The organism is Actinoplanes ianthinogenes, from assembly GCF_018324205.1.
Taxonomy (GTDB): domain Bacteria; phylum Actinomycetota; class Actinomycetes; order Mycobacteriales; family Micromonosporaceae; genus Actinoplanes; species Actinoplanes ianthinogenes.
The window spans coordinates 9593088-9605367 of record NZ_AP023356.1; the positions used below are offsets into that span (position 1 = coordinate 9593088).

Below are 12280 nucleotides of genomic sequence, written 5' to 3' on the forward strand. Positions count from 1 at the left end.
CGGTCAGGCCAGCGAGAAGACGCCACCGATGCGGGTGCCCGGGTGCGGGGTCATCGGCAGGCGTGACGTACGGGCGCCGCTGAGGACCTCGTGAAGTTCGGTGAGGATGCGGCGCGGGGACAGCGGCTTGGGCAGGTATCGGTCGGCGCCCGCGTCCAGGCCCGCGTCGACGTCGTAGGGGTGGATGTTGGCGGAGAACATCAGGATGGCCAGGTCGTGGCTGGCCGGAGTGCGGCGGACCAGGCGGCAGAGGTCCATGCCGTTCATGTCGGGCATCCGGACGTCGGTGATCAGCGCGGCGGGATTCTCCGTGGCGATCAGGCGGGCCGCGGTGGCGCCGTCGCGAGCGGCCACCGTGCGGTAACCGGCGTGCTCCAGCGCGAAGGTGAGCAGTTCCCGGACGTCGCGGTCGTCCTCGGCGATGACTACCAGGGGCGGGTTCATGGCTGGTTCCTCCGGATGACGGCGGGCTGGTTCCGTCCGGCTCTTCGGCGCGACCGGTCGCCGTTGCAGTGCGAATCGGTATCGGCTGGGTTGCCGCTGCCCAGCCGGGTTGCATGCCGGTTTGATGTGGCCCGTGCCGGTCACGTCACCGTCCCGCGGGCCGATGAGGGATCGCTGACCGACAGCACAGGGAAGGACGACATGTTCAAGCGATGGCGCCCGCTTGCCTTCTACGGCGTGTCCGGCACGGTGGTGGCGAGCGTGGTCAGCTACCTGCTGCTCGGTGAGTTCCACGGGCAGGACGAGATCGACGCGGTCGCCGGCCCGGTGATCCTCGCCTTCGACGTGACCGGGGCGGTGTTCGCGTTCCTGGCGAGCTTCCGGCGCGGGCTGGAGGAGCGCACCCGGCGGGCGTGGCGCTGGATCGGCGCGGCGAGTCTGGTGCTGGCCGCCTGCTCGATCTCGTTCGCGGTCTTCGGCACCCACGGCTTCCCGGCGCCGGGCGACATCTTCCGGCTGTCGTTCACCCCGGTGATGCTGGTGGGGCTGCTGTCGCTGCCGCGGCGTGGGAGCGGCGGGCTGGCCCGCTGGAAGCTGCTGATGGACGTCGGGACCGTGGTGGTCGCCGGCGCCATGGTGATGTGGTACTTCGTGCTCGGGCCGGCGCTGGCCGCGCACGACCTGCCGGGCGCGGCGATCGCCGGCGCGGTGGCGTACCCGATCGGTGACGTGGTCCTGCTCTTCGGGGTCACGCTGGTGCTGTTGCAGGGTGTCGACGCCGCGGTCCGCCGGTCGATGCGCCTGCTCGCCGCGGCCCTGCTGTTCGAGATGGTCGGCAACGTCTACCTCGGCTACCTGCGCTCGCACCCGGTCTTCGAGAGCATCACCACCTGGCAGTTCTCCTGCTGGATCATCGGGCACTTCCTGATCGCCTCGGCCGCGTTCGAGCAGAGCCGGGCGTCCAGCCGCCGGCGGTTCGTGGGCGGGCCGGAGGGCGCGGTCAGCCGGATGCCGTACCTGAGCGTGCTGATCGGTTTCGTCCTGCTGGCCGTGGCCGCGGTGCGGCAGGGCGCCGCCTACCCGTGGCTCGGCCTGGTCGCCGGCTGCATCACGCTGACCGCGATCGTGGTGGTCCGCCAGGTCTTCGCGCTGCGCGAGAACCACCAGCTCGCGGTCACCGACCCGCTCACCGGGCTGGCCAACCGTGCCCGGCTGCGGGACGCGCTGGCCCGGGCCCTGGCCCGGTCGATCCGCAACGGCCAGCCGGTCGCCGTGCTGCTCGCCGACCTGAACGGGTTCAAGGAGGTCAACGACACGCTCGGGCACGCCGCGGGTGACCGGCTGCTGGTGGAGTTCGCCGGCATGCTGCGCCGTTCCGTGCTCGGCTCGGACGTGGTCGGCCGGCTCGGCGGCGACGAGTTCGCCGTGGTGCTCTCCGACATCGGCAGCCGGGAGAACGCCGAGGCGGTGGTCCGCCGGCTGCGCCAGCAGATGGAGCTGCCGGTCATGATCGGTGACGTGGTGGTGCAGATGCGCTCGGCGGTCGGCATCGCGCTGACCGAGCCGGGCGAGAGCGACGGCGAGGCGGTGATCCGCCGGGCCGACGAGGCGATGTACGCCGACAAGCGCCGGATCAAGAACGGCCCCGGGCCGACCAGCGACCAGAAGCAGCTGGCCACCGACCTGTGGGGTGCCGCCGAGCGCGGTGAGCTGCGGGTCTACTACCAGCCGGTGGTCGAGCTGCCGTCCGGCGCGATCACCGGCGTGGAGGCGCTGGTCCGCTGGCAGCACCCGGCGCACGGGATGATCCCGCCGGGCGCGTTCGTCCCGCTCGCCGAGCGGATCGGCGCGATCGACGAGATCGGCGCGTGGGTGCTCGCCGAGGCGTGCGCCGCGATCGCCGGCTGGCGGGCCGCCGGACGCGACCTGCACCTCGCGGTGAACGCGTCGGCCCGGCAGCTGAACGGCGGGTTCGCCGACCGGGTGGCCCGGGTGCTGGCCGAGACCGGGCTGCCGGGCGCCGCGCTGATCATCGAGATCACCGAGAGCGTCCAGGTGGACAACGCCGACGTGGTCTCCGAGCTGCACCGCCTGCACGACCTCGGGGTGCGGGTGGCGCTGGACGACTTCGGCACCGGGTACTCGACGCTGCGGTATCTGACCCAGCTGCCGATCGACATCCTGAAGATCGACCAGTCGTTCGTCTCGGTGCTCAACGGCACTGCGCAGAGCGCCGTGGTCGCCGACACCGTGCTGCGGCTGGGCCGGATGATGAACCTGACCACGATCGCCGAGGGCGTCGAGTCGGCCGAGCAGGCCACCGAGCTGGCCGGGCTGGGCTGCCTGAACGCGCAGGGTTACCACTTCGCCCGGCCGATGCCGGGCGAGGAGCTGGAGTCGCTGCTGTTCCCGGCGGTCAGCCAGGCGGGGTAGCCGTGCCGGGGCCGGTCGCCAGCTCTATCTCCACGAGCGGGCTTCCGGCCAGCCAGGACTCCACGGTGCCGGCCCAGCCCAGGTTCGGCACGATCTCGCCGAAGACGCGGGCGCGCTCGTCCGGGTCGGTCACCGGGCGGGCGCGTACCGGAAGGTCGTGATCTTTCAGGTGGAGAGTGAACTCGGGGTGGGCGACCAGGTTCGCATACCAGTCGCGGCGGCCGGGACTGCCGGACAGCCAGTAGCGGCCGGCCGCGCGGTAACGCCACGTCTCGATGCGGCGGGGCCGGCCGCTGCGCCGCCCGATCGTGGTGATGTCCACGGTCTGCTGCTCGTCCAGGGCCCGCCGGATCTCCTCGATCACCGTCATGTGAGCCATCCTGCAACCTCAAGCGGGGTTGAGCTCAAGCGCTAAGGCCTGTTTCATAACCCGGCCGAGTGCGAGGCGAGGTCAGGAGTGTGGCTGGCAACGGCCGCGATTTGCCCGCATACCGGTGTTGTATGCGGGCAAATCGCGGACGCTGCCAGGCGCGCTCCTGGCCACGCCGCAGCCCCGGTCGGGTTATGAAACAGGCCTTAGTTCAGCAGGCGCTCGGCCCAGTAGACCTGGCCGTCCGGGCCGACCCCGATCAGGGCGACGAGCAGGTCCTCCACCGCCGCCGGCCCGGTGGCGACCTCGTTCTCCGGCGGCGTGCCCTCCACGGCCCGGTGCAGCACGGTCTGGAACGTCACCGGGGACGCGTCCACCGCCGACACCGTCACGGCGCTGCCGGCGCTCCAGAACGAGCCGTTGATCTCCCGGACGCCGATCCCCCGCAGCCACGGGTACCGCTCGGCGGCGGCGTCGAGCGAGCCGTCCGAGCCGGTGCCGACGTCGTCCGGGTCGGCGGCGGTCACCGCGATGAAGCCGGGCATCAGGTGGCTGCGCTTGTCCAGCAGGACGATCCGGAACGAGTCGCCCTCGCGCGCGTCGGCGGGCGGCGTCCAGGTCACGCGGCCGAGGAAGATCTGCTCGCCCGGCTCGGCGTGCTGCGCGCCGACCGGGGCCAGCGCGGCGTCGGCGGTCGCCTGGTCGACGATCCGCAGGGTCGCCCGGGCGTGCAGCACCTCCGGCCGATAGGGCGCCCGGCTCTGCCACCACCGCACGCCCACCACGCCACCGACGCCGGCGAGCAGGATCACCACGCCCAGGACCAGCACAGCCCGTCTTCTCACGATCGACAGTATGCCCCTTGCCTATTCGTTAGCCGTCGCTTACGTTAGCGGTGACGAACACAAGCGAGGATGAGGGCGATGACGATCAAATACGTGGTGTTCTACCGGTCCGCCGACGACGTGCTGAGCCGCGCGCAGGAGCACTTCGCCGCGCACAAGGCCCGGCTCGACGAGTTCCACGCCCGTGGCGACCTGCTGCTGGTCGGCACGTTCGGCGACCCCCAGACGCAGGGCTCGATGTCGATCTTCCGCACCCGCGCGGCGGCCGACGAGTTCGTGGCCGGCGACCCGTTCGTCGTCAACGGCCTGGTGAAGTCGCACGAGGTCCGGGAGTGGCACGAGATCTACGGCGCTTGACCTGGACCCTGAGGTGCGGGTTTAGCGTCGGAGCATGATCGACACTGACATGCGGCAGTATCTGCGGGGGTTGCCGGTCTTCACCGGCGAGCTGCCCGTCTTCGACGCTTCCGGGGTGCCCGCCGAGCCCGAGACGTTGTTCGCCGAGTGGCTTGCCGGGGCGGTCGAGGGCGGGGTCCGGGAGCCGCACGCCATGACGCTGTCGACCGTCGGCACCGATGGTCTCCCGAACGCGCGGGTGCTCATCCTCAAGAACGTCGACGCCGGCGGCTGGCAGTTCGCCGGGCATGCGGCCAGCCCGAAGGGCCGCGAGCTGGACCGGCATCCGGCCGCCGCGCTGACCTTCCACTGGCCGACGCAGGCCCGCCAGATCAGGGTCCGCGGGCGGGTCCGGCCCGAGCCGGCCGAGCGCAGCGCCGCGGACTTCCTGGCCCGCCCGGCCGGCTCGCGGGCCGAGGCCGCCCTCGGCCGCCAGAGCCGGCCGCTGACCGATCGCGGCACCCTGGACCGCGCGCTGGCACAGGCCCGGGAGCGTCTCGACGCCGATCCCGGTTTCGTCGCGCCGGAGTGGACCCTCTACACGCTGACCGCCGACGAGGTCGAATTCTGGCAGGGCGACAAAGACCGCAAACACCACAGACTTCGGTACGCCCGCAGCACCGCCGGCTGGACCCACGAGTTGCTCTGGCCCTGACCCCCGATGTCCGGAGTTCAGCAACGGCAGCAGACGAACCGCTGCGGCTGGTGACACGAGGACCTCGCGGTTCCCTGTCAGACGGTGTCGCGGACCACCTCGATCTCGTGCTCGGCCGAGCACGGCAGCCAGCCCTGCGGAATAGTCACCGGGCCCTCCCGGTGCGCGACAGCGGCCCACTGGTCGGTCGCGGTCTCCAGGTACACACCCTTGCTGGTGCCGATCACCGGACGTCCACCGGCCGTCACCGCGATCGTCTCGACCGCGTCGAACCGGGTCCGGTCACGCAGCGGCAGGCCACTGCTCACCGGCGCGGACTCCCAGAACGGGCCGGCCTTGCCGAGATCGAGCCGCTGCACGCCCCCGCTCTGCGAGGCGGCCAGCACCGTCGACCCGGTGAACGCGAGGTCCCAGCAGGTGCCGCCGGTCCAGTCGCTGGAGAGCGTCTCCCAGTGCACGTCGCCGTCGAGCAGCCGGGCCCGCAGGCATCCCTTCCCCGGTTTCCTCGGGTCGGCCTCGCCCGCGCCGGCCCACAGGACCGTCGCCGTCCCGTCCTGGCGTACCGCGAGCGTCCGCACGTCCGTGTCGACCAGGCCGATCATGGTGAAGGTGTTCGGGCGGCCCCCGGCCGACGACAGGTAGACACCCCGTCGCGCCTGGGCGGCGAGCGCGACGCCGGCGACACCGTCGGCCGTGACGAACGACGTCACCGCGGCGAGGCCGCGATCGGGGTCGGCGTCGTCGACCATCACCTGGAGCGGCGCCGAGCCCGGCGCTGTCGACAGCTCGTACAGCCCGGCGTCGGTGGCCAGCAGCAGCGCCGGCATCCCGTCCCGGTCCACCCACGCCGCGCCGGTCACCGAGGGTTCCAGCTCGCCCAGGACGGTCCAGCTGTCTCCGGAGTCCTTCGACAGGTGCACGCGGTTACCGGCGACCACGGCGAGCAGGCCGGTCCGGAGCGCGAGGCGGGACACCACCACGTCGGGGAAGCGGGCGACCGCCTCCCAGCCCGCGCCGCCGTTGGTGGAGCGGAAGAGCGCGTCGTCGCTGCCCGCGTACCAGACGTCCGGGCGCGCCGGGTCCACCTCGACTGCCCGGGTCCGGGTGTCCGGTGCGTCCTGGACGACGAGCCGGAGGTTCTCGACCCGGGACTTCTCCGGGGCACACTCCTCGATCACCCGGTTCACGACCGTGGCACCCAGCGGCTCGCCGAACGGCAGGCCGTCGTTGCGGCCCGCGGCCGGCGCCGGGCTGATCACCTGGTACAGGCGCTCCTCAAGGTACGCGCGGACCAGGTCGGGGTCCTCGTGGGCCGGGACGATCACGCGACCGCGTACCGAAACGGGTTTGTAGCGGGCCCACTCGGTGACGACCGTGGTGGTGAGCGGCCGCCGCTCGTCCAGCAGTGCCTGGGTGGCCGCGAGCACCTCGGCGTCCTGGTGCTCGGTGAGCACCTCGGCCGTCAGCCGCCAGCCGGGCCGGGCCTGCGCCTCCACCCGGGGCACCAGCCGGACCCGGACCCGCCCCTCGCCGATGGCGGCGCCGGCTCGGGCGACCGCCGGCGAGACGGCGAGGATCTCGAAGTCCCGGGCGGTGATGGCCCGTCGCCACTGGGACTGTTCGTAACGCCAGCGGGCCAGCATGCCGGTCACGTCCTCGAGGGCCAGCCCACCCCGGGCCGGCGCGGGATTGGTGACCCGCACGCCCGGGATCGGGTCGCGCATCGCGGACACGGTGTTCGCCGCCACGTTGCCGGCCACGCCACCGCCGGTCGAGTACCACATCCGGATCTCCGCACCGGCCGGCGGCAGCGCGCCGACGACCCGGGGCTGCGCGCCGGCGGTGTCGCGCAGGTCCAGCCTCGGCGCGAAGCTCACCGTGCCCGACGCGCGGTCCAGCAGGTACACCCGGTCGGCGGCGGTGGCTCCGGCGAACGTCGACACCGGCTCCCACACCTCGTAGGTCACGCCATGAAACGAGCGGGCCGGTGCCACCGGGTCGGGCCGGGCCACGCCGAGGACCACGTCGTGCCCGTCGTCCAGGGCGACGATCGGCGCCCTGGCCACCCGCAGCACCTGGCCGGGCCGGCCGGTGGCCACACCCACCAGCTCCCCCTCGACCTGTTCGCTGTGCCGGGCCCGGACGGTGACCGCGGTCTGCCCCGGCTCGATGGTGGCCGACCAGGCGGTGACGAACACGACCGGGCCGGGCGCCGCGACCCGCGTGCCGGCCGGGATGAAGATCTGCTCGTCGTTCGCGTCCGACCTGGTGAAACGCAGGTCCACCGAGGCCGCGGCGGGCGGGTGGCGCAGCACCCCGTGCGGGGTGTGGTCCTGAAGCGCCTCCGCCGCGAAGGAGACCAGGCCGAGGACCGTGTCCCGGATCGGGGACACCACTCGGTCCAGCCATGCGGGGAGTTCGGGAACGGACGTGGTCACCGTGCACCTCCGGCGGCTCGAATCGTCGACGCCTTCGCACTATCCCATCGGGACACCGCCGCCGAACGCCCTCCGATCGGTCAGCGGTCGCGGCGCATCACGCCGCCGCTCGCCGCGACGATCACCGCTCAGCGGTCGCGGCGCATCACGCCGCCGCTCGCCGCGACGATCACCGCGAGGACCGCCGGGATCCACAGTGCGGCGGGCAGACCGACCACGGTGGCCGCCGCCCCGATCAGGATCGGCCCGACCAGGAACCCGACGTAGCCGATGCTCACCACGGTCGACAGATCCCGGCCGGACCGCTGCGAGTCCCGGCTGCCGACCGCCGAGAAGACCTGCGGCGCGATGCCGGAGAGCCCCAGCCCGAGCAGCCCGAACCCGGCCACCCCGGCCCAGGGCCGGTCCACCACCAGCGCGACACCGAGACCGGCCGCCGCGACGAGACCACCGGCACGCACCAGGGTCACCGGGCCGAGCGCGACCACCAGCCGATCGCCGAAGATCCGGCCCACCGTCATCATGATCGCGAACGCGGCGTATCCGTACGCCGCGAAACCCGGCGTGGTGTGCAGGTCGTCCCGCAGGTAGACCGCGCTCCAGTCGGCCGCGGCGCCCTCACCCACCAGGGTGAACAGCACCAGGACGCCGAAGAACACCACGAGCAGCGACCCGCGCTCGCCCGGGCTGTCCACCCGCGGCTCCGGGACGACGCCCCGGGACGGCAGCACCCACAGCGCCGCCCACCCGGTCAGCACCAGCACCCCGGCACCGGTGATCAGGAAGGTCGGTCCGATCCCGACCGCGTGCCGGGCGAACAGCCCGCCGAGCAGCGCCCCGGCGAACCCGCCGATGCTGTAGATCGCGTGGAACGAGGACATGATCGGACTCCCCCAGGCCCGCTGCACCTCGACCGCGTTGGCGTTCATCGCGATGTTGAGCGTCCCGTGCGCCGCCCCGAAGCAGAAGACGACGACGCACATCCCGGCCAGGCTGCCGTTGAACCCGGTCACCCCGAGGAGCAGGCCCTCCAGCGACGCCGCCACCACGAGCAGCCGGGAGCTGCCCACCCGGTCCGATAGCCGTCCGAGCACCGCCAGCCCGAGCAGGCACCCCGCGGCGAACGCGAGCAGCACGAACGTCAGCCGCCCGTCGCTGAGCCCGAGCTTCTCCTTGACCGCCGGCAGCCGCGCCGTCCACACCCCCAGCGCTGTCCCGAAAAGCAGAAACGCCAGCGAGGTGGCGATCCGCCCGCGCCGTAGCCGCTGCCCATCAAGGGTGACGTCTGATGACATGCGTTCTCCTCGATGCGGCACGCCAGGCACCGTACCGCTTCCCCCATCAGGGCGGGTCCAAGCGGTGCACTGATGGATCACTGGATCACAGGATCGCGGAGCCAGCCGACAATCGATCATCCCTTGACCGCTCGCGAATTGTCACTGTCCTCACGTTTTGAAATAGATCATTCCCGCTCCTATTGCACCCTTGAAACGACCAGGAGCGAGCCGCGACCATACACGCATGGCTTGAATAGAAATCGATCATGGCCACGGTACGGAAGGATAATGGCTTGAGCAGCAACGACGTGATTCTTCTGCAATCCATGCTTGAGAACGATCGGACTCAGTCGGCATCGAAGATGACTCCCACCGACCATCACACGTTCTTTGCCGCGCGCCATTACCTAAAGCAGCAATTCAGCCTGGGGCACGATGACCTTCTCAGTGGAATCGTGGATGGCACGAAGGACTGCGGAATAGATGCGATGTACCTCTTCGTCAACTCCATGTGCCTACGCGACGACGACTACCACAACTTCGGCCGTCGCCCTACGGTCGACCTCGTTATCATGCAGGTCAAGAATTCATCAGGATTCACCGAACCGCCCTTGGACAAACTAATAGTAAATCTGCCGAAGCTGCTCGACTTCGGCCGGGACGAAGATGATCTGATAGAATTCGCGAATCGTCGCGTCATCGAGATAAGCCGCCGCTTCTTGAACATATATCGTAGGCTCGACATGCCGGAGCTTCACATTTCCGTGGCATTTGCCTCCCTACGTGCCGACCACCTTCATCCCTCGATCGAGCGGAAAGCAAACGAACTCAACGCCTGCATAAAAAGACTGTTCGGCGGCTCCACACCACGCGTCGATTTCCTCGACGCCGTGGGACTCAGCGACCTGGCCCGGAAGCCGGACATCGTCACTCGCAAGCTTTTCTTGGCGGAAAATCCCATATCGACTAGCATTGGCGGCTACATCGGGGTCGTTCGTCTGAGAGACTACGACCAATTCATCACCACACGCACCGGCGAACTGGACGCAACCCTGTTCGAGGCGAACGTTCGCGACTACGAGGGCGAAACAGCAGTCAACCGGAGTATCCAGGAAACACTCGAGACCTCGGATCCAACCGAGGACTTCTGGTGGCTCAACAACGGAGTCACCATCGTCGCCTCCAAGGTGCAGCCCGCAAACAAGGTCCTCGAACTTGAGGCGCCACAAATCGTCAACGGTCTCCAGACCTCTCACGAGATATTCAAACGCCGGTTGAGCGGAAAGTCTCCCGACGATCGCAGCGTACTCGTGAAGGTCATACAGGCTGCGGAAAGCAGCCAGCGAGAACGTATAATCCGCGCCACGAACAGCCAGACGCCGTTCGGTCCGAGCACGCTTCGGGCAACCGACAAGGTACAGCGCCAGATTGAGGAATACCTCTCCCAGCGAGGCCTTTACTACGAACGTCGTCGACGGTACTACTTTAACCAAAGCAAGCCCGTCGATAAAATAATCAGCATTGATGAAATGGGCCAGGCTGTCCTCAGCGTGCTGGTGCAGACGCCACACATAGCCCGCGTGAGCCCCGGCAAGATATTCGAGCCAGAAATTTATGACACAGCATTCCAAGCATCCTGGGATCTCGCAACCTATGGAGCATGCATCGACATCTTGCGCGACGCCAGCGACTATCTGACCATAAAAGAAGGGCTCAGCGGAGCCGACGATTACAGATACCACCTGGCAATGCTTCTCGGAATGGCGCAGAGCGGAAAGGAAACACCCAGCCCCAAAGACATCGCACTCTTGATCGACCACGGATTTCCACACTCGATGGCCGGCGAGCTTCTGGATCTGATAAAAGACGAATACGCTAAAGCCGACCGGACACGAAAAATACGCATGTACGACCGCCTGGCCAAGGACCAGCACATCACCCAGCAGATTTTCGAACGCGGCCGCCGGTACCTACGCGGAATGCCCGCAGCTAGCGGGAGACGCGCTCGCCGTGCACCGAGGCGCCCTATTTCGCAGCGGTGAACTGCCGCCGCATTCCGGCGGCGGCAGCGAAGTCCCATCCGGTTCGGTACTCGCGTCAAGGTATTGCCCGCTCTGACGTAAGGACGATATCAGCGCCCACTCAGAAGGAAAATGGGTCGTAGCCGTCGTTGTTACAGGTGCGGCGCTGGGCGATGCAATTGCGGACCCGCTGGTTCATCGCGTCGGCGTCCCACATCAGGAAAGCGTCGCCGTGCATCGACGAGGCGCTCTTGCCGATCGGGTCGGAGGACAGGTAGTAGCCCGCTTTCGAGCCGGTCACGCCGTACGTGATCTCGAAGGTCAGCGCCGGGATCCGCACCGGATGGGCGGCCGGGCAGCCCTCGTTCGTGCCGAACGCGACGTGGTCCTTGTGATTCGGGCTGTCCAGGTTCCTGCCGTCCCAGCAATCCGGGAACTGGAGAGTGAAATGCAGATGCGCCGGCTTGCCGCAGATCGGCCAGTTCCCGTTGCTGCTGCGCGCGTCCCCGTCGAGGTTCCCGGGCCCGTAGAACGCGCAGTAGAACTGTCCCTGCGCCCCGCGCGGCGTCGGCACGTGCTTCCTGGCGTCACCGGCGATCATTCGCAGGCCGTTCGGCATCGGCATGATGCCCGCCGAGTTGTCCCGGATCGACCGGTAGTAGACCCGGAATCCGGTGGTCTCGACCGGCTTGTTCGTCGCCGCCTCGTAAAGGGTCGGCACCCAGTAGGCGGAGTGGTCCACCTTCGGTTTGCAGGTGCTGGCGGTGAACTTCATCAGGTCCCCGGCGGTGGTGCCCGCGTCGACGGCTTTGTTGCCGACGAAGGAATGCATGTGCGAGGCGCCCGGCAGCCCCGGGAAGACGATCGGGTCGTCCGCCTTGCGATGGCTGTACTGGCAGTCGGCCCGGAATTCCGCCAGGTTGCCGGCGTTTCCCGCCGGGTCGGCCTCGGTCGCCTTGAACGTGGCGACCTGCGCTTTCCACGCGGTCTGGTCGACCGCGATCCAGCCCGGTTTGGCCGCCACCGGTTTCTTCGTGGTCGGCGAGGCCGCCGCGGACGCCCGCGCGGACGCCGGCGTGCGCATGGACGGCGTGCTCGGCGGCGCGGCCAGGGGCTGGTTCGCGCCGGTGTCCTGCGGCCGCTGCGCCTCGGGGGTGCCGGGCCGGCTGATCCAGACCGCCACCCCGGCGATCAGGACGACGGCCACGCCGACGGCCGCGATGGCCGGTCCCCGCGACCGCCGGACGTGACGGCCGGGCTCGTTGACAGCGGAAGAGGACACGACTTACTCCTGGGGCAGACCGGGATGACCGCCGGAATGGTAGGCGGCCTCCCGATCCACCGGACAGTCACTTAAAGCAAAGCAAAAGAAAGACTGCCCTTTCGTACGCAATGAGCCGC

General features: G+C 69.4%; 10 protein-coding genes. 4 read left to right on the top strand and 6 right to left on the bottom strand.

The genetic code is table 11. From position 1 onward, the window contains the following. Positions 1-3 precede the first annotated feature (3 nt). Positions 4-444 carry a response regulator gene (locus Aiant_RS43800; protein ID WP_189330524.1) on the bottom strand — a complete coding sequence of 147 codons (441 nt, stop codon included), beginning with the start codon at positions 442-444 and terminating at the stop codon, positions 4-6. Positions 445-645: 201 nt separating this feature from the next. Here Aiant_RS43800 and Aiant_RS43805 point away from each other — a divergent pair, with 201 nt between their 5' ends. Further along, entirely contained in the window at positions 646-2877 is a 2232-nt protein-coding gene (locus tag Aiant_RS43805; protein WP_189330525.1) for a putative bifunctional diguanylate cyclase/phosphodiesterase, read from the top strand. Here the strand turns inward: Aiant_RS43805 and Aiant_RS43810 are convergent. Beyond that, complete coding sequence (locus Aiant_RS43810) at positions 2861-3247, bottom strand: nitroreductase/quinone reductase family protein (RefSeq protein ID WP_189330526.1); 387 nt, start codon at positions 3245-3247, stop codon at positions 2861-2863. The genes Aiant_RS43805 and Aiant_RS43810 overlap by 17 nt on opposite strands. 206 nt (positions 3248-3453) lie before the next feature. After that, positions 3454-4092 carry a hypothetical protein gene (locus Aiant_RS43815; RefSeq protein ID WP_189330527.1) on the bottom strand — a complete coding sequence of 213 codons (639 nt, stop codon included), beginning with the start codon at positions 4090-4092 and terminating at the stop codon, positions 3454-3456. A gap of 78 nt (positions 4093-4170) precedes the next feature. Between Aiant_RS43815 and Aiant_RS43820 the strand changes: the two genes are divergently transcribed. Further along, a complete protein-coding gene (locus Aiant_RS43820; RefSeq protein ID WP_212846833.1) occupies positions 4171-4449 on the top strand; it encodes a YciI family protein in 279 nt (92 codons plus the stop codon). Between the two features lie 34 nt (positions 4450-4483). Then, on the top strand, positions 4484-5143 hold the full coding sequence (locus tag Aiant_RS43825; protein WP_189330528.1) for a pyridoxine/pyridoxamine 5'-phosphate oxidase: 660 nt from the start codon (positions 4484-4486) through the stop codon (positions 5141-5143). 77 nt (positions 5144-5220) lie between these two features. On the opposite strand, the gene Aiant_RS43830 is transcribed toward Aiant_RS43825, so the two are convergent. Both Aiant_RS43830 and Aiant_RS43835 read right to left on the bottom strand, forming a co-directional pair. Then, positions 5221-7581 carry a baseplate J/gp47 family protein gene (locus Aiant_RS43830; protein ID WP_189330529.1) on the bottom strand — a complete coding sequence of 787 codons (2361 nt, stop codon included), beginning with the start codon at positions 7579-7581 and terminating at the stop codon, positions 5221-5223. Positions 7582-7709: 128 nt separating this feature from the next. Further along, complete coding sequence (locus Aiant_RS43835; RefSeq protein WP_189330530.1) at positions 7710-8876, bottom strand: MFS transporter; 1167 nt, start codon at positions 8874-8876, stop codon at positions 7710-7712. Positions 8877-9151: 275 nt separating this feature from the next. On the opposite strand from Aiant_RS43835, the gene Aiant_RS43840 reads away from it, so the two are divergent. Beyond that, a complete protein-coding gene (locus Aiant_RS43840) occupies positions 9152-10900 on the top strand; it encodes an AIPR family protein (protein ID WP_189330531.1) in 1749 nt (582 codons plus the stop codon). A gap of 100 nt (positions 10901-11000) precedes the next feature. Here the strand turns inward: Aiant_RS43840 and Aiant_RS43845 are convergent, their stop codons facing one another. After that, on the bottom strand, positions 11001-12161 hold the full coding sequence (locus Aiant_RS43845) for a DUF1996 domain-containing protein (protein WP_189330532.1): 1161 nt from the start codon (positions 12159-12161) through the stop codon (positions 11001-11003). Between the last annotated feature and the right edge of the window lie 119 nt (positions 12162-12280).